Genomic DNA, 16916 nt, shown 5'->3' on the forward strand with positions numbered 1-16916 from the left:
GTGGGAGCGGCTTCAGTCGCGACGGACGGAGTCGGGATCCGTGACGGTTTTCGGCAGCCTGTCGGGACTGAAGTCCCTCCCACAGTGCACCCGGCCGGCTCGCCGCAAGTTCCTGTGGGAGCGACTTCAGTCGCGACGAACGGAGGCGGGATCCGCGACGGTTTTCGGCGCGACGAACGGAGCCGGGAACCTCGGCAGCGTCGGTGACCTGTCAGGGACGCTGCCCCACCTAAAGTGCGCGTCAAAGCCTCGGTCGGAAGGAGCCCCATTGCGGTCCTCACCCGCGCCGACGCCGGTTGCGCGATGATGCGCGCCCACCTTTGCCCGTCCTGCAGCCCACCCATGCCCGGTTCCCGAACGCTGCTGATCCTGTTGCTGTCGTGCTGCGTCGCCGCCGGCGCGCAGGCGCGCACGGTGTACCGCTGCGTGCGCGACGGCACGGTCAGCCTGGCAACCGCGCCGGAGCCGGGCTCCAAGTGCACGCCGAAGGAGCTCGACGATGCCGCGATCGCCACGCCCAACCTGTGGGGCAGCATGGGCGTGTTCAGCGGCACCTTGTACGAGCGCGAGCAGGACGGGCGCCTGGTGTATTCCACGCGCAACCTGCCTGGGTCGCGCCCGTACCTGCGCTTCACCGCGGTGACCCCGCCGGGCGAGGCGGCGCATCCGGGCCTGGGCAAGGTCGGCGCGCCGCAGTTGAACATGCACGCCAAGCAGTTCCGTGCCGCGGCGCGCGCCACCGGCGTGGACGATCCGTGGCTGCGCGCGATCGCGCATGCCGAAAGCGGCTTCGACGCCGCCGCGGTCTCACCGAAGGGCGCGCAGGGGGTGATGCAGCTGATGCCGGAGGTGGCCAAGGAATACGGCGTGGCCGATCCGTTCGCCGCCGACCAGTCGATCGCTGGCGGCGCGCGCTACATGCAGTCGCTGCTGCGCCGCTACCAGGGCGACCGCACGCTGGCCGCGGCCGCCTACAACGCCGGCATCGGCACCGTGGCGCGCTACCGCGGCGTGCCGCCGTATGCGGAGACGCGCGAGTACATCGACAAGGTGCTGGCGCTGTACCAGCGCTACCGCGAGGCGATGGGGATCAAGGCGGAGACGCCGGCGCAGTAACGCGCGTTGCGATCGGGCGCTTGCGGGTCGCGTGGTCGCGCGCGTCGCTGCCGACGCGCGCACGATCGAACCTGACATGCGCACACATCCCGCAATGGTGCGTCCGCGCAGCGCACGGCATCGCATGGGGCATGGCGTACCGACCCGGCGGTCATGCACGGCATCCGGCCATTCCATCGGCAAGCCAGGCTGGCCGTGTGCGCCAGGCCGCGGCTCCTGGCCTGCAGCGCCACTTCCTCGTACGGCTGCACCTTACAGGGCTCACGCCGGCGAAACGCAGCTCGATGCCCTCACCGGGGCCGCGGCCAAAGCAGCGTGCCCAGGCCGGCGCCGGCGGCGAGCTCTCAGCTCTTGGCCTGCAGCGCCACTTCCTCGTACGGCTGCACCACCACCCAGCCGTCGCCGGCGAAGCGCAGCTGGATGCTCTCGCCCGAGCCGCGCCCGAACAGCGTGCCCAGGCTGACGTCGGTGATGATCTCCGGGGTCAGCCCACCGGACCAGGCCACGGTCGCGTTGGGGTCGGTGAACACTGGCCCGGTCTGCGCGTTGACCGGCAGCGTCAGCGGTTCGTAGTGCGAGGTGATGGCGACGATGCCGTGGCCGCTCAGGCGCACGTTGAACAGGCCGCCGGAGAGCATGCCGGCGACCTTGCGCATCATGGTGATCTGGCTGTCGATGCCGGCCTCGGTGGCGAGCACATCGTTGCCGTTGACGAAGATCGCCTCGCCGGCCAGGCGCAGCAGGGTGATCTTCTTGCCGGCGTCGGCCAGGTACACGCGGCCTTCGCCCTCGACCTTCATCAGCTGCATGCCTTCGCCGCTGACCGCTTTCTTGAGCAGATTGCCCAGGCCCTGTTCCATCAACCCCTGGCGGGTGAACTTGACCGCGCCCTTGCGCGCCACCATCGCCCCGGCCTTGGCCCAGACCAGGCCGTCCAGGCGTACTTCCAGCAGGTGCGGGTTTTCCAGTTCGAACGCGTCGGCGGACGCGTCCTTCTCGCGCGAGGCGGACAGGAATTCGGCCAGGGTGCGTACGCTCATCTTCGGTCCTTGGTGTGGGCAAGGACCGCAGCATACCCGCCGGCCGGCGCCTCAGGGCGTGGCCGGCTCCGGCTGCCGCTGGCGCTGCGCCGCCGGCGCGGCCGCTGCCGGCGCCGCCGGCGTGGCGTACAGGTCCAGCAGCAGCAGGGTCACGCCGTTGGTCCAGCCGAAGCCGTCCTGCAGCGCGTATTCGCCGCCGCCGCCGCCGCTGGCCTGCGCGTCCACGCCGTACTTCTCCACCAGCTTGTGCTGCTGCGCGAACAGCGCCTGCACGCGGGCCAGGAAACGGCTGCCGATGCGCTGCGCCAGCGCGTCCTGGCCGTAGCGGCGCAGGCCGTTCACCGCGATCCACTGCAGCGGCGCCCAGCCGTTGGGCTCGTCCCACTGCTGGCCGGTGTGCAGCCGGGTGCTGGCCAGGCCGCCGGGACGCAGCAGCTGCGCCTGCACGGTGTCGGCGCTGCGCTTGGCGCGCGCCGGCGAGGCGACGCCGACGAACAGCGGATACAGCGCGGCGGCGGTGACCTGGTCGCGCAGACGGCGCTGCTGCCAGTCGTAGTCGGCGTAGTAGCCGGCATCGCTCCACAGGTGCTTGTCCATCGCGGTCTTGCGCGCGCCGGCCAGGGCCGTGTAGTCGGTGTCGCAGCCGGCCGCGCCGGGGGCCTTGGCGCAGGCCAGGGCCAGGGTCGTTTCGAGGTGGTAGAGCAGGCTGTTGAGGTCGACCGGGACGATGGCGGTGGTGCGGATCGTGGCCAGGGTCTTGCGGTCGCCCAGCCAGCGGCTGGAATAGTCCCAGCCGCTCTCGGCGCCGGCGCGCAGGTCGCGGTAGACCTCCGCGGCCGGGCGGTCCTTGGCCTGCGCGGCGGTGCGCACGTCGTGCAGCCAGGCTTCCGGGCGCGGGGTGTCGCGCGCGTCCCAGTAGCGGTTGAGCAGGCTGCCGTCGGCCAGCCGCACCACGTGCGCATGCGCGCTGCCCGGGGCCAGCGACTGCGCGCCTTCCATCCAGTACGCGTATTCCTTCTGCAGCTGCGGCAGGTAGCGCGCGTAGGCGGCGTCGCCTTCCACCTTGGCCTGCAGCTGCACCATGTGCGAGAAGAACGGCGGCTGCGAGCGACTCAGGTAGTAGGTGCGGTTGCCGTTGGGGATGTGCCCGTAGGTGTCGATCAGGTAGGCGAAGTTGTCCAGCATCTGCCGGCTGCGCTCGGTCTCGCCGCTCTCGACCAGGCCGAGCATGGTGAAGTAGGAATCCCAGTAGTAGACCTCGCGGAAGCGCCCGCCCGGCACCACGTACGGCTGCGGCAGCGACAGCAGGCTGCTGTGCGCCGGCACGTCCACCTGGCGCCGCACCAGCAGCGGCCACAGCGCGTCGATGTGCTCGCGCAGGCCGGTGTCCTGGCGGATCGCCTCGGTCTGCACCGGGCCGGATTCCTCGAAGTTGGCGGCGACGAAGCGGCGCAGGTCGAAGCCCGGCTGCTGGCGCTGGGCCAGGTAGTCGGCGTTGATCAGCGCCGGGTCGCGCAGCGGCAGCGCGTCGACGAAATGCTTCTGGTCGTCGAACAGTTCCTGCTGCTGCACCGCCTGGAACAGCTCGGGGTAGGCTAGGTCCGGAGTCAGCGGCACGGGCGTGGGCGCGGGCGCGGTCTGCACCGCGGCCGGTGCGGCCTGCGCGGCGGCGGTGTTGCAGCTGCCCAGCAGCAGGCCCAGCGACAGGCTCAGCAGCGGGGTGCAGCAGGGAGGAGCGGCATGGCTCATCTCGGGTCCAGAGCAGGATGCGTGCGGCATGGTAAACGACCGAAGGAGGAGACGGGAGACCGGCGGCGGTGGCGGCCGCGTGCCGACGAAAGAAGAAAGCGCAGCGCGCTCCGGGCCGAGGCACGGCGCCGACGGCCGATCTGGCGATATCGGCCATGCGCCGGCTGGCTTGAATCGGAGGGTGGACGGCTGGGACATGCGCAAAGCGATGCAAGAGCGGGGCCAATCGCGCTGCGGCGTGGATTCCGCGGCGCGTCGGAGGCGGCCGCCATCGGTTTGATTGCCATGGGCTCATGGGCCTGGGTCTGCCGGGGTGGGCAGGCGCCCGAAGCCCAGCGCCGGGAGCAGGCGACTCCGGCGTCTACGGCAAGCGCGGGCTTTTGTGGGAGCGACTTCAGTCGCGACGGGCTTTACCGGTAGTGCGTCGCGACTGAAGTCGCTCCCACAGGTCGCTGCACGCTTGGCATGATCGCTGGAGCTTGAGTGAATGGTGGCGTTGCCGGCCCGCGCTCCGCGGCTGGCGTGGCCGTCGGCGGCGTTCGTGTGACGCGCTGCGTCAGGTGCCTGGGCCGACGCCGATGCCCGCCTCGCGCAGCTGCGCCTGCAGCGTGGCGGCGTTGTCGAGCGCGTTGCCGAGCGCGGTGTTGTCGAAGATCACCCAGGCCTCGCCCGTCGGCGGCGTGGCGGCGACGACGCGTGCGGCCAACTGCTGCAGGACGTCGTCGGGATAGTCGCTGTAGTAGATGCGCGGCGTGCCGTGCCAGCGCCAGTAAGCCGGCGCCGCCGTGCCCGCCGGCTGCGCGGCGGCGTCATTCAGGGCCGGGTCGGCGGCCACGCGCGCGACCCCGTGGCGCTGCCACAGCGCCTCGGCGCGCGCGCTGAACCAGCTGGCGTGGCGCGGTTCGCAGGCGATGCCGCCGTGCCAGCGGCGCCGCAGCATCGCGAAGAAGGTGGTGGCGGTGCGCGCGTCGAAGGCCAGGCTCGGCGGCAGTTGCACCAGCAGGCAGCCGAGCTTGTCGCCAAGATGGCCGACCTCGCCGAGGAAGGTCTGCAGCAGTGGCGCGACCCGGTACAGGCGCGCGTCGTGGGTGATGGTGCGCGGCAGCTTGGCCGAGAAGCGGAAATCCGCCGGCACGCTGTCGGCCCAGCGCTGGTAGGTGGCCGGGCGGTGCGGGCGGTAGAACGAGGAGTTGATCTCGACCGCATTGAAGCGGGTGGCATAGCGCGCCAGCTGGCTGGCGCCCTCGCCGACCAGCGCGCGCTGCGTGCTGGCGATCGACCAGCCGGCGCAGCCGACGCGGATGCGTGGGGCGACGTCGGCGCGGCGGGGCGAGGCGGTCGGCATCGGCGGTGGTAGGTGAGGACAGGCGTTCGGGATACCAAGCGCTGCGGCCAAGGGCCGTGAAGGACATTGCCGGCCATGCGCGCCTTGCCTGCCGGTTCATGCGTCGTACGCATCCTCCTCGTCGATCAGCCCGTGGACGAACTGGAGGAAATCCGGGCACACCGGCCGTTCGGCATTGACCTGGTTTTGTTCCGGGCTGAGGTCGCTGTCGAAGGTGTCGGTGGGGAAATAGCTGACGGCGCCCGTGTCCAGATCCAGGCAAAAGAAGTTGCCGCCCCAGTCCTTCGCGAACGGCAGCAGGCGTGCGGGCAGAACCTGTTTCTGCAGCATCGACCGGTAGCTGGACAGCAGCGTGTAGTCGCCATGCGCGATCGGTTTGAAAGCGGCGACTTCTATCGGCTCGTCCCCATCCTCGCCGACCCAGTACGCCCGATCCGGCATGCCGCCGTTGTACTTGAGGTAGTGCGCCCTGAACGACGCCGGCAGCTTGCAGCCGATGACGGATTCCAGGTGATCCAGGTCCGCCGGGACGATGGCGGCTTCGCCATCAGAGAAGGTGTTTTCGAGCATCGCGATCTCCGATCGGCAGCAGCGTCCAGGAGGCGAGTCTACTTCTTGGAGGATGCCTGGTCGGCCAGCTTACGGATGGCGCAAGGACCGGCTCGCAGTCTTGTCATTGGCCGTAGCGCTTGCATGCCGCGCGACCGATAGTGGAACGCGCAGCGATGGCTGCGTGCTGTACCCGCTTGTGTGCATGCAGGTTGCGCCGGAGCGCAGCGTGCGAGGCCACATGCCGTCGCATGTCGCATGTCGCATGTCGCATCGCGATGGCGATGGCGATGGCGCCGGCGGATCACGCAGATGCCGACGCGTCGCGCATGGCCGGGCAGTCCCGGCCATGCGTGTGCGGCGTTACTGCTTGCCGGCGGCCTTGGCCTTCGCCTTGACCGGCTGGCCGTCGCTGTCCAGCACCTGCACCTCGCCCAGCTTCAGCGCGCGCACCGGCGCCTCGATCTGCTTGAGGTCGCCGACGATGACCCAGGTCATCGCCTGCGGCGCGACGATCTCCTTGATCGCCGCCTGCGCGGCGCGCTGGTCGATCGCTTCCAGGCGCGTCTTCAGGGTCTGCACGTAGTCGTCCGGACGGTCGTACTGGACGATGCTCTCGACCGCGCCCAGCACCGCGCCGGTGGTCTCGAAGCTGCCCGGCAGGGCGCGGATGCGCTGGTTCTTGATCTTGGCGATCTCATCGGCGGTCAGCGGCTTGTCGCCGACCACGGCCTTGGCTTCCTTCAGGATCTCGGCGGCCGACTCGGCGGTCTTGTCGGTCTGCACCGGGGCGAAGAACAGGAACGGGCGCTGGCCCTGCGCATCCAGCATGAAGCTGTTGGCGCCGTAGGCCCAGCGCTTGTCTTCGCGCAGGTTCATGTTCAACCGCGAGGTGAAGGTGCCGCCGAAGGCGCCGTTGGCCACGCCGATGGCCAGGTTGTCCGGCGCCTTGGTCGACGGTGCCAGCAGGCCGGCCAGGATCAGCGACTGCGGCGCGTCGGTGCGGTTGATCAGGTACACCCGCGGCTTGGGCTGCGCGGCGACCTGCGACAGGGTCTTGGTCGGGCGCGCGGCCGCCGGCGGCTGCCAGTCGCCGAACGCCGCGTCCAGCTGCGGGATGATCTGCGCCAGCGTGGTGTCGCCGGCGACCAGGATGCGCAGGTTGTCCGGGCGCAGCCAGTCGTTCTGGAACGCGGTCAGGTCGCTGGCGCCCAGGCTCTTGATCGCCGCCTCGGTGCCGCTGCCGGTGAGCGGCACGCCATAGGGATGCTGCGGGCCGTACAGCAGCGGCGGCAAGGTGCGCAGCGCCAGGCCCTGCGGCTGGGTCTTCTCCTGCGCGATGGAGGCCAGCCACTGGCCGCGCACGCGCTCGATGTCCTCGGCCTTGAACGCCGGGTTGCGCACGATGTCGGCGAACAACGCCAGCGACGGCGCGAGCTGGTCGTTGAGCGCATCGAGCGAGGCGGCGCAGCTGTCCAGCTCGCACGCCACGCTGGTGATCGCGCCCAGGCGCTGGCGGCGCTGCGCCACTTCCACCGAGTCCAGGCTGCGGGTGCTTTCGTTCATCAGCGCCGCGGTGAAGTTGGCGGTGCCGAGCTTGCCGCCCTGGTCGACGGCGTAGCCGGCGTCGAACAGCAGTTCGACCTGGGTCACCGGAATGGTGTGGCGCTCGGCCAGCACCACCTCGATGCCGTTCTTGAGCTTGCCGCGCTGCAGCTGCGGGAAGCTCAGGCTCGGGAACTGGGTGGTTTCCGGGATGCCGGCGGCACGGTCGACCTGGTTCTTGCCGACGCTGTAGCTGGCCTTGGCCGGCAGCTTGGGCGCGGGCTTGCCGTCGGCCGCGGGCAGCGGCGTGAGCGCCTTGTCCTCGGCCACCGGGTCGAAGCCCTCGGCCGCCGGCAGCACGGTCAGCAGGTAGTCGCCCTTGCCGAACCAGGTGTCGGCGGCCTTGCGCACGCTGGCCGCGGTGGCGGCCTGGGCGCGCTGCAGGTCGTGCTTGTAGGCGCCCGGATCCTTGCGATAGACCTGGCCCTCGGCCAGGATCGCGGCCTTGCCGGTGAAGCCGCCGACCTTCTCCAGGCCGCGCACGAAGCCGGCGCGGTAGTTGACCTGCGCGCGCTGCAGTTCGTCGGCGCTCGGGCCTTCGCTGAGGAATTTCTTCAGTTCGTCGGCGATGGCGGCCTCGACCTTGGCCGGGTCCACGCCGTCCTTCACGTCGGCGCTGATCTGCAGCTGGCTGGCCAGCGCGAACGGCTGGATGCTGGCCGAGACGTCGTCCACCAGGTTGTCGCGGTACACCAGGCGCTGGTACAGGCGGCTGGTCTTGCCGCCGCCGAGCACGGTGGTGGCCAGGTCCAGCTGCACCGCGTCGTCGGTGCCCAGCTGCGGCGCCACCCAGGTGCGGTAGATGCGCGGCTGCGCGACCTGGTCGTGCTGCACGCCGCGGGTCTGCTTGGCCAGCGGGGTGATCCACGGCTGCTGGCGCGGCACCGGCTTGCCGGCGGGGATGTCGCCGAAGTACTGCTCGGCCTTGGCCTTGGCCTGGGCCACGGTGATGTCGCCGGCCAGCACCAGGGTGGTGTTGGCGGCGCCGTAGTTGTCGTGGAACCACTGCTTGACGTCGTCCAGCGAGGCCGCGTCGAGGTCGGCCATCGAGCCGATGGTGTCGTGCTGGTACGGATGGTTGGCCGGGAAGATGTTGGCCAGGATGTTCTCGTCCACGCGCCCGTAGGGGCGGTTCTCGCCCTGGCGCTTCTCGTTCTGCACCACGCCGCGCTGGGTATCCAGTTCTTTCTGCCCGATCGCGCCGAGCAGGTGGCCCATGCGGTCCGATTCCATCCACAGCGCCATGTCCAGCGCGGTGGTCGGCACGGTCTCGAAGTAGTTGGTGCGGTCGAACCAGGTGGTACCGTTCATGTCGGTGGCGCCGACCTTCTCGAACGGCTGGAAATAGGTGCCCTTGTGGTTTTCCGAGCCGGAGAACATCAGGTGCTCGAACAGGTGGGCGAAGCCGGTCTTGCCGGCCGGTTCGTCGCCGGAGCCGATGTGGTACCAGATGCTCACCGCCACCACCGGCGCCTTGTGGTCCTCGTGCACCACCACGGTCAGCCCGTTGGGCAGGGTGAAGCGGGTGTAGCCGATCTCCGGCACGGTGGCCTTGGCGGCCAGCGCCGGCGGCGCGGCGCTGGCCGGCGCGATCACGGCGCCCGCGCCGAGGGTGAGGATGCTGGAGATCAACAGCGACAAGGGTCGGAGCATGGGCCTGGCCTGACAAGGAGAATGGCCCAGCATAGTGGGCGCGTGACGGGCTCGAAACGTGACTGATGGCACGGCATGGTGGCCGGGCGTGCACGGCGCCGGCCCGAAGCGGACCGCATCGGAACACGGCAGCGCCGCTGGACGCCCCCGGTTGCGCGGCCGCCGTGCAGCGTGCGACGAGGCGGCCACACCGCAGGCGGTGCGCGGCGCGCAGGCCGCGCACCGTCTGTCTGCACAGAGGCCGCTCCCATTCCCGGGCAGCGCGGCATGTGCGCCGCCTAAGGCGCCGCCGCTGCGTGCGCATGCGGCGTGCCGGCTGCGGCATCCGTCGCTACACTCGGACGCGCACACCAACCAAGGGGCAAGAGTGAAGCGACCGATCCTGGGCATGCTGGCGCTGGCGATTTCAGGCGCGCTGATGGCGGCGCCGCCGTCCGCGCCGAACTTCGATACGCAGCGCATTTCCGCCGACGTCAAGACGCTGGCGTCCGACGCCTACGAAGGCCGCGCGCCGGCCACGCCGGGCGAGGACAAGACCGTGGCCTACCTGAGCGCGCAATTCCAGGCCGCCGGCCTGCAGCCGGGCGGCGATCTGCGCGACGGCAAGCGCCTGTGGACGCAGGCGGTGCCGCTGCGTCGCGCCGACATCGTCGGTGCCCCGCAGGTGGCGGTCGAAGCCGGCGGCCAGCGCCAGGCACTGACCCAGGGCCAGCAGATCGCCGTGCGCGCCGCGCTCGACGGCAGCAGCCAGGTCGCCATCGACGGCGCGCCGCTGGTCTTCGTCGGCTACGGGGTCAAGGCGCCGGAGCGCGGCTGGGACGACTTCAAGGGCTTGGACCTGAAGGGCAAGATCGCGGTGGTGCTGATCAACGACCCGGACTTCGAGACCGGCAAGGGCGCCTTCGACGGCAAGGGCATGACCTACTACGGCCGCTGGACCTACAAGTACGAGGAAGGCGCGCGGCAGGGCGCGGCCGGCGTGCTGATCGTGCACGAGACCGCACCGGCGTCGTACGGCTGGGCCACGGTGGCCAGTTCCAACACCAACAGCATGTTCGACGTGGTCCGCGACGATCCCAAGTCCGCGCACCCCGCGCTCGAAGGCTGGATCCAGCGCGACGTCGCGGCGGACCTGTTCAAGCGCGCCGGGCTGGATTTCGATGCGCTGAAGAAGCAGGCTCAATCGCGCGACTTCAAGCCGGTGGAACTGAAGGGTGAGCGGTTGCACGCAAACTACGCGGTGAAGTCGGAGGTCATCACCTCGCACAACGTGGTCGCGCGGCTGCCCGGCAGCACGCACCCGGACGACAGCGTGATCTACACCGCGCACTGGGACCACATCGGCGTGGGCACGGCCGACGCCAACGGCGATGGCATCTTCAACGGCGCGCTGGACAACGCCAGCGGCACCGCCGCATTGCTGGAACTGGGCCGGGTGTTCGCGAAACAGCCGGCGCCGCAGCGCTCGGTGGTGTTCCTGGCGGTCACCGCCGAGGAGAAGGGCCTGCTCGGCTCGGAGTACTACGCGTCCAAGCCGCTGTATCCGCTGGCGCGCACGGTGGCGGTGATCAACATGGACGGCATGAGCCCGTTCGGCCCGTCGCGCGATTTCGGCATCTACGGCAGCGCCAAGCTGGAGTTGCTGGATGACCTGAAGACGGTCGCCAAGCGCTGGGGCCTGCGCTACACGCCGGACCCGAAGCCGGAAGCCGGTTATTTCTTCCGCTCCGACCACTTCTCCTTCGCCAAGCGCGGCGTGCCGGCGCTGTCGTTCGCCGCCGGGCAGGACTGGGTGGACGGCGGGATCAAGGCCGGCAAGGCGGCCTCCGACGACTACACCGCCAAGCGCTACCACCAGCCCGGCGACGAATGGCTGCCGAGCTGGACCTTCGCCGGCGCCGCGCGCGACCTGCAGGTGCTGTACACGCTGGGCGCGGAGCTGGCCAATTCGTCGCAATGGCCGAACTGGAGCAGCGATTCGGAGTTCCGCGCCACCCGCGACGCCAGCGCGACGCAGCGGCAAGCCGGCCCCGCGGCGCGGTGACGGCCGAGGGACCGGACCCTGCGGCCGATCCGCGGGCGGTCCCGGCCGGAGCTCGGCGGCGCCTCGCCCGGCCTGCGCCAGGCGAAGGCGCCGCTCCATTGCCGCGCTGGCTGGTCCACACCGGCGTGGTGCTGGCGTTCCTGATCGCCGGCCCGCCGCTGGGCACGGTCGTGGTCGGCTTTCCGGTGGCCATGGTGTGGTCGGGGCAAGGCCCCTCCGTCAGCACGCTGTTGCTGGCCCTGATGATGGCGCTGTTTTCCTATGCGTTCGGCGCGCTGCCGGCGCTGCTGACCGGCCTGTTGGCGGCACGTTGCTGGCCACGCCTGCGCGGCTGGCGCGCGCATCTGCGCCTGGGCCTGGCCGCCGCGCTGCTGTCGGCGATCTGCGTCGGCGCGGCGATCGTCCTGCTGCGCCGCCCGCTGCCGCCCATCAACGAGGTCGCCATCGCGTTGGCCTTGTGCGCGCTGGCGGGGTTCGTTGGCGCCACGCTGATCTCACGCTTGCTGCAGGCGCTGCGTGGCGGGACACGCGCGCGTGCGCCCGAATCGGCATAGCCGTACTGCTGCGGTCCGTGTCCACCCGGTATCGCGTGCGCGTTGCTGGACGTGGCGCCGCGACCGTCTCCTGCCGCTGCGCAGCCTGCCGATGGCGATCGGTATTTCCCAGATGTCGCAGTCGCCGCAGAGCGGGCGCCATCGCAACGACGAGCCAACCACACCGTAACGGCACTGATCCATGACGACCGACGATCCACCCGATACCGATACCGTCTCTGCCGCGCCCACGGCACCGGCGCATGCGCCCGCCACCGGCGTGCCGCAAGGCGACGATCGGGCCGATGCCACCGCCACCCCCGATGCCATCGATCCATTGCATCCGGGCCTGGTGCGCACCGGCGTGGTGCTGGCGTTCCTGATCGCCGGGCCGCCGCTGGGCACGTTCCTGGTGGCGGCGCCGTTGCTGCTGATCGGATCGGCGGGGAGCAGCCTGCCGCCCGGCAATGCGCTGCTGGTCGCATTGGCGATCGCGCTGGTGTCCTACCTGTTCGGTGCGTTGCCGGCCTTGCTGACCGGCGCGACCGCCGCGTGGTATTGGCCACGGTTACGCGGCTGGCGCGCGCATGCGCGGATCGGCCTGGTGGGGTTTCTGTCGTCCCTGCTCTGCCTCGGCATCGCGTTCGCGGTGCTGGACATGCAGCGCGATGCCATCGAGACCTTCAGCATGGCGTTGCTGTGCAGCCTGCCAGGATTCGTCGGCGCCACGCTGGTCTCGCGCCTGCTGCAGGCGCTGCGCTGACCCGCGCCGACGCCGGCCTCAGCCGGCGCTGGCCTGCTGCAGCGACGGGGTGCGCCAGCCGGCGCGCACGCCCCAGAAATAGAAGCCCAGCGCGACCACCGCGACGACGGCCAGATCCGGCCCGTAGGACAGGTAGCCATGCCCGCCGAAGGTGGTGCTGCCGGCCCACGACAGCAGCGCGATGGTCGGCAGGTAGGCGATCAGCCAGCTGGCGCCGCGCAGGTGCTTGCCGAAATCCTTCCAGCCCTGGCGGTGCTGGTAGTAGGCGTACACCGGCAGCGCCACCAGCATCAGCACGATGATCTCGCCGGTCAGCGGCCAGCGCGCCCAGTACAGCAGTTCGGTGGCCAGCACGAAGGCGGTGGCGGCCAGCACCGGCAGGCCGAAGATGCGCAGCGGACGGCGCATCTCCGGCGCGTGGCGGCGCAGCGCCATCGCGCTGATCGGGCCGGTGAGGTAGGAGATGATCGTGGCCACCGAGATCACCGCCGCCAGCGTGCCCCAGCCGCGGAAGAAGAACAGGAACAGGTAGGACACCGCCAGGTTGAAGAACATCGCCGGGCGCGGCACGCCCCAATGCGGATGCAGCTTGCCCAGCACCGCCGGCAGCGTGCCGTTGCGCTCCATGCCGTAGATCATCCGCGCGGTGGTCGCGGTGTAGGTGATGCCGGTGCCGCTGGGGCTGACGAAGGCATCCACGTACAGCAGCATCGCCAGCCAGTGCAGGTTGACGATGATCGCCAGCTGCGCGAACGGCGAGCGGAAATCGATGCCGTGCCAGCCGGCCTTGGCCAGCAGCTCCGGCGGCACCGCGCCGATGTAGGCCACCTGCAGGATCAGGTAGATCACCGTCGCCAGCGCGATCGACCCCAGCACCGCGAACGGGATGCTGCGCCCCGGATTGCGCGCTTCGCCGGCCAGGTTCACCGGGCTCTGGAAGCCGTTGAAGCTGAACACGATGCCGGCGGTGGCCACCGCGGTCAGCACCGCGGCGAGATCGATCACATGCGCGCCGCCGTGCAGGCCGACGCTGAAGTTCTCGCGGTGGAAACCGCTGGCGATCAGCGCGATGCCGGTCAGCGCCGGCACCACCAGCTTGAACACGGTGATCAGGCTGTTGGAGCGCGCGAACAGCTTCACGCTCCAGAAGTTCAGCAGGAAATACACCAGCACCAGCGCCGCGGCGATGTACAGGCCGGGCACCGACAATTCGCCGGCGCCGCCGGGCTGCTGCATGTACAGGTCCTGCGCCCACTGCCACGGCCACGAGGCCATGTACTGCACCGAGGCCTCGGCCTCCACCGGGATCACCGAAACGATCGCGATCCAGTTGGCCCAGCCGGCGATGAAACCGACCAGCGAGCCGTGCGAATAGTGGCTGTAGCGGACCATGCCGCCGGACTCGGGGAACATCGCGCCCAGTTCGGCATAGGCCAGGGCGATGGTGGTGACGATCGCCGCGCCCAGCAGCCAGGCCCAGACCGCGCCGGGGCCGGCCAGCCCGGCCGCGCGCCAGGCGCCGAACAGCCAGCCGGAGCCGATGATCGAACCCAGGCCGGTCAGCATCAGGGCGAATGGGCCGACATCGCGGCGCAGGGCGGGTTGGTTCATGAGATGTTCCAGGCGGCGCGTGCTGCGGGAAACCGCGGATGATCGCAGATGCGGCCGGCTGTCGCACGGCTGCAGGGGGCTTGGAGTCGGGACCAGGGACCGGGGACCAGGGACCCGGAAGAGCGCGTCGCCGCATCTGGGGCATTACCGACTTCCGTTCTTCGGGTCCCTGGTCCCCGGTCCCTGGTCCCGGCTTCATTCTTACGCAAGCTTTACGCCGCAACGTCATGCCGCAATGGCACGCTTACGCGGCACGCGCCTAGAGTCTGCAGCGTCCTTTCCGTTGGATGTCTTCCATGTCGATTCTGCTGATCCAGGGCCCGCATCGCGATGCGCCGGCCATTGCCGTTGCGCGACGCCTGGCTGGCGCGTCCGGTGCGCATGTGGTGCCGGTCGCCTGCGCCGATGCGGCGCAGATCGTGGCGCGGCTGCGGCAGGGCGCGCACGACGAGACCGAGCTGGTGCTGCTGGATTCCGGCGAGTTGCCGGCCGCGGACCTGGCCGAACACGGCGCGCACCTGCGCGAGGCGCTCGATGCGCTCGGCCATCCGTACATCGAGATGCACGATGCCAGCGCGCAGGCGCTGGAGCCGCTGTTGCATCCGCGGCACGCGCCGCTGCTGACGGTGATCGCCAACGGCGCGCTCGCCGACAGCTACGCGATCGCGCTGGGCATGGCCGCGCGCCGGCTTGGCGCGCGCGCCGCGCTGGCCAACTGAGGGCGCCGCCATGTCGATCCTGTTGTTGCGCGGCCCGGACTGCGTGGCCGGCCATCGCGGCCGCCCGGCGCGCATCGCGCCGCCGGTGCTGCGGCAATTGCTTGCGCATGCCGGGCGTGCCGGCAAGACCCTGGCGGTGCGCGGCTGCGCCAGCGAGGCCGAACTGCTGCAGGCGCTGGCCCAGGCCGATGCGGCGCGGGTGGAGATGCTGCTGCTGGATCCGGGCGCGTGCTCGGACAGCGCCGCCACCGCCGCCGCGGTCGCGCAACTCGGCCGGCCGTACGTGGAAGTGCACGACGATGCCTGCGACCAGCGCGAACCCTGCCTGTGCGTGGTCTCGCGGCAGCGCGTGGGGCAGGTCGGCGGCTACTGCGCGCAGAGCTACGCGCTGGCCTTGTCGATCGCGCTGGAACACCTGGGCTGCAACGGCTACGAAGGCGATGTGCACGTCGGCACCTGAGCCTGCGCGGCACTACCTGGCCGACTACGACGCCTACAGCTACGGCCAGCGCATCGCCTGGGGCACGCTGGCGCACAGCTGGGACAGCGGCGAGCCGCTGGATCCGGCACGGCTGCTGCAGCGGTTGCGCGCGCAGGCCGCGCAGCGGCACGGCGTGGACAGCGACGACATCCGCATCCGCAGCGTCAGCCGGCTGTAGCGCGCACCGCGCATGCTGGCCAGTCGCGGAGGCGTTAGCAAGGCGTGCCACGGCGTCCGCGTGCTGGTCACGAGCGAAGCGCAGGTGCCGCGCGTGCGGAGCACGCGCTGTGGGCTTCGGTGAGCGAAGCGCGGCCGCCACGGCGTGGCAAGCGAGGCGGTACGCTGGGCGCGGCGCAGGCGGTATGTCCGTCCACCGATGCATTGGAGCCTCGGTGCACTGGGGCCGCGGTCGCCACGATGAGGTTGGCGAAGTGACGCGATGAGGCGTGGCTTACGCGAACAGGGCGGCCAGTCGCGCCACCGCCGCCTCCGACGCGGCCCGATCCGGAGTGGCGTCGGCATTGCCGAAGTCGCCGTCGGCCTGCGCCTGCACCAGGATTCCGTCGCGGCGCGGCACCACGTTGAGGTTGTGGCCGCGATAGACCAGCCCGTACGTCACGTCCGGCTGCGGCACCAGCCGCGCGGTCTGTCCGCGCACCGGCACCAGGCTGTCGTCGCCGAGCAGGGCGCGCGCGCCGTAGCCGGTGGCGTTGACCAGGGTCTTCTCGCGCAGCTCGGCGAACTGGCGCGGGCTTTCGAACTCGCGCGTCTGGATCTCGCCGCCGGCGGCGAGGAAGTCGTCCAGCAGCAGCCGCGCATAGGCGCTGATGTTGAACACCAGTTGCGTGTAGCGGCGCACGTGCGCCACCGGGAACGGATGCTGGTTCGCCGCCAGCGGCTGCGAGCGCGGGCCCAGGTCGGCCAGATACTGCGCCTCCAGCGCTGGATAGTCGGGTTCGCCGTTGCCGCCATGGCCGCTGGGTTGGTCGAACGGCACGTCCGACAGCACGTAGCCGTCGCGCCACTCGATCGGGTCGCCGGGCAGGCCGAGCAGGTTCTGGTACATGCCGAACGAAGTGCGCGCCATCTGTTCCCAGCGTCGCCCGAATTCGGGCGTGGCGTAGGCGCTGGTGCACACCCGCGAATCCGGCGACCACACCCCGGTGGCGAAGGAGGAGCGCACTTCCGGCGGCCGCTCCTTTGCATAGATGCGCACGCGCAGCCCGGCACGCTGCGCGACCAGCGCGGTGGTCAGGCCGATCGCGCCGCAGCCGATCACCGCCAGCTCGGGATGGCCCGTGGCGCGCGCCAGTTGCGTGGCGATCGCCGCCGAGCCCCATGACAGCGACCAGCCGCTGCCGCCGTGGCCGTAGTTGTGGATCACGGTCTTGCGGCCGATGCGCTCGGCCTCGATGCGCGGCCCCTGCGCGCGGAACGGTCGCGTGCACGCGTGCAGCGCGACGATGCGGTCGGCGCTGGCGCGGATCGGCGCCAATGGCGACGACGACGCGAACGCGGCGGGAGCGGGCGCCGCCGGCAGGACCGGCAGGGTCGGCGCTGGCCGCGACAGCGCGGCGTCGCGCTGCGTACGTGCGAACAAGGGCCCGGCGCCGAGCGTGGCGGCGGCCAGTGCGCCGCTGCGCAGAAAGTGTCGTCGGTGCATGCCGGGCTCCTGATCGTGACGGCGAAGTTTAAGCGAGCGCGTGCG

At 70.7% G+C, this 16916-nt stretch carries 14 protein-coding genes; 7 read left to right on the top strand and 7 right to left on the bottom strand.

Going from position 1 to position 16916, the window contains the following annotated elements:
* Window positions 1-342 precede the first annotated feature (342 nt).
* Entirely contained in the window at window positions 343-1116 is a 774-nt protein-coding gene (locus J2Y70_RS14390; protein WP_263397018.1) for a lytic transglycosylase domain-containing protein, read from the top strand.
* 344 nt (window positions 1117-1460) lie between these two features.
* On the opposite strand, the gene J2Y70_RS14395 is transcribed toward J2Y70_RS14390, so the two are convergent.
* The 5 genes from J2Y70_RS14395 to J2Y70_RS14415 form a co-directional block, all read right to left on the bottom strand.
* The gene (locus J2Y70_RS14395; RefSeq protein ID WP_309918816.1) at window positions 1461-2156 is read right to left on the bottom strand and encodes an AIM24 family protein; all 696 of its coding nucleotides are present in this window, start codon (window positions 2154-2156) and stop codon (window positions 1461-1463) included.
* Window positions 2157-2207: 51 nt separating this feature from the next.
* Window positions 2208-3905 (bottom strand): alpha,alpha-trehalase TreA, encoded by a 1698-nt coding sequence (gene treA / locus J2Y70_RS14400; RefSeq protein ID WP_309918817.1) that lies wholly within the window; start codon window positions 3903-3905, stop codon window positions 2208-2210.
* Window positions 3906-4461: 556 nt separating this feature from the next.
* Window positions 4462-5250, bottom strand: coding sequence for a DUF72 domain-containing protein (locus J2Y70_RS14405; RefSeq protein WP_309918820.1), 789 nt, complete (start codon window positions 5248-5250; stop codon window positions 4462-4464).
* 96 nt (window positions 5251-5346) lie between these two features.
* Window positions 5347-5820 (bottom strand): SMI1/KNR4 family protein, encoded by a 474-nt coding sequence (locus J2Y70_RS14410; RefSeq protein ID WP_309918825.1) that lies wholly within the window; start codon window positions 5818-5820, stop codon window positions 5347-5349.
* A 342-nt stretch (window positions 5821-6162) separates the two neighbouring features.
* A complete protein-coding gene (locus J2Y70_RS14415; protein ID WP_309918827.1) occupies window positions 6163-9057 on the bottom strand; it encodes a pitrilysin family protein in 2895 nt (964 codons plus the stop codon).
* Between the two features lie 367 nt (window positions 9058-9424).
* On the opposite strand from J2Y70_RS14415, the gene J2Y70_RS14420 reads away from it, so the two are divergent.
* The 3 genes from J2Y70_RS14420 to J2Y70_RS14430 all read left to right on the top strand — a co-directional run bounded on the left by J2Y70_RS14420 (window position 9425) and on the right by J2Y70_RS14430 (window position 12397).
* Entirely contained in the window at window positions 9425-11101 is a 1677-nt protein-coding gene (locus tag J2Y70_RS14420) for a M28 family metallopeptidase (protein WP_309918830.1), read from the top strand.
* A 98-nt stretch (window positions 11102-11199) separates the two neighbouring features.
* Window positions 11200-11655: a hypothetical protein gene (locus J2Y70_RS14425; RefSeq protein WP_263397025.1), complete on the top strand. Its 456-nt coding sequence runs from the start codon at window positions 11200-11202 to the stop codon at window positions 11653-11655.
* A 181-nt stretch (window positions 11656-11836) separates the two neighbouring features.
* Window positions 11837-12397: a hypothetical protein gene (locus tag J2Y70_RS14430; RefSeq protein WP_263397026.1), complete on the top strand. Its 561-nt coding sequence runs from the start codon at window positions 11837-11839 to the stop codon at window positions 12395-12397.
* Between the two features lie 18 nt (window positions 12398-12415).
* Here J2Y70_RS14430 and J2Y70_RS14435 read toward each other — a convergent pair whose 3' ends face one another.
* Window positions 12416-14008 (bottom strand): APC family permease, encoded by a 1593-nt coding sequence (locus tag J2Y70_RS14435; protein WP_309918834.1) that lies wholly within the window; start codon window positions 14006-14008, stop codon window positions 12416-12418.
* A 296-nt stretch (window positions 14009-14304) separates the two neighbouring features.
* Here J2Y70_RS14435 and J2Y70_RS14440 point away from each other — a divergent pair, with 296 nt between their 5' ends.
* From J2Y70_RS14440 to J2Y70_RS14450, 3 genes are read left to right on the top strand one after another with little or no spacing between them, the layout of a single operon-like run.
* Window positions 14305-14727: a hypothetical protein gene (locus J2Y70_RS14440; RefSeq protein WP_309918837.1), complete on the top strand. Its 423-nt coding sequence runs from the start codon at window positions 14305-14307 to the stop codon at window positions 14725-14727.
* A gap of 10 nt (window positions 14728-14737) precedes the next feature.
* Window positions 14738-15187 (top strand): type II 3-dehydroquinate dehydratase, encoded by a 450-nt coding sequence (locus tag J2Y70_RS14445; protein WP_263397029.1) that lies wholly within the window; start codon window positions 14738-14740, stop codon window positions 15185-15187.
* A complete protein-coding gene (locus tag J2Y70_RS14450) occupies window positions 15168-15386 on the top strand; it encodes a hypothetical protein (protein WP_309918839.1) in 219 nt (72 codons plus the stop codon). Before J2Y70_RS14445 ends, J2Y70_RS14450 begins: the two co-directional genes overlap by 20 nt.
* A 273-nt stretch (window positions 15387-15659) precedes the next feature.
* Here the strand turns inward: J2Y70_RS14450 and J2Y70_RS14455 are convergent, their stop codons facing one another.
* The gene (locus J2Y70_RS14455; RefSeq protein WP_309918842.1) at window positions 15660-16871 is read right to left on the bottom strand and encodes an FAD-dependent oxidoreductase; all 1212 of its coding nucleotides are present in this window, start codon (window positions 16869-16871) and stop codon (window positions 15660-15662) included.
* Window positions 16872-16916 lie beyond the last annotated feature (45 nt).

Source organism: Xanthomonas sp. 1678 (assembly GCF_031455575.1).
Taxonomy (GTDB): Bacteria; Pseudomonadota; Gammaproteobacteria; order Xanthomonadales; family Xanthomonadaceae; genus Xanthomonas_A.

Coding starts and splice junctions, on each gene's coding strand:
- J2Y70_RS14430 (WP_263397026.1), top strand. CDS start 11,837: ATGACGACCGACGATCCACCCGATACCGATACCGTCTCTGCCGCGCCC.
- J2Y70_RS14395 (WP_309918816.1), bottom strand. CDS start 2,156: ATGAGCGTACGCACCCTGGCCGAATTCCTGTCCGCCTCGCGCGAGAAG.
- treA (WP_309918817.1), bottom strand. CDS start 3,905: ATGAGCCATGCCGCTCCTCCCTGCTGCACCCCGCTGCTGAGCCTGTCG.
- J2Y70_RS14410 (WP_309918825.1), bottom strand. CDS start 5,820: ATGCTCGAAAACACCTTCTCTGATGGCGAAGCCGCCATCGTCCCGGCG.
- J2Y70_RS14455 (WP_309918842.1), bottom strand. CDS start 16,871: ATGCACCGACGACACTTTCTGCGCAGCGGCGCACTGGCCGCCGCCACG.
- J2Y70_RS14415 (WP_309918827.1), bottom strand. CDS start 9,057: ATGCTCCGACCCTTGTCGCTGTTGATCTCCAGCATCCTCACCCTCGGC.
- J2Y70_RS14405 (WP_309918820.1), bottom strand. CDS start 5,250: ATGCCGACCGCCTCGCCCCGCCGCGCCGACGTCGCCCCACGCATCCGC.
- J2Y70_RS14440 (WP_309918837.1), top strand. CDS start 14,305: ATGTCGATTCTGCTGATCCAGGGCCCGCATCGCGATGCGCCGGCCATT.
- J2Y70_RS14435 (WP_309918834.1), bottom strand. CDS start 14,008: ATGAACCAACCCGCCCTGCGCCGCGATGTCGGCCCATTCGCCCTGATG.
- J2Y70_RS14450 (WP_309918839.1), top strand. CDS start 15,168: ATGTGCACGTCGGCACCTGAGCCTGCGCGGCACTACCTGGCCGACTAC.
- J2Y70_RS14390 (WP_263397018.1), top strand. CDS start 343: ATGCCCGGTTCCCGAACGCTGCTGATCCTGTTGCTGTCGTGCTGCGTC.
- J2Y70_RS14445 (WP_263397029.1), top strand. CDS start 14,738: ATGTCGATCCTGTTGTTGCGCGGCCCGGACTGCGTGGCCGGCCATCGC.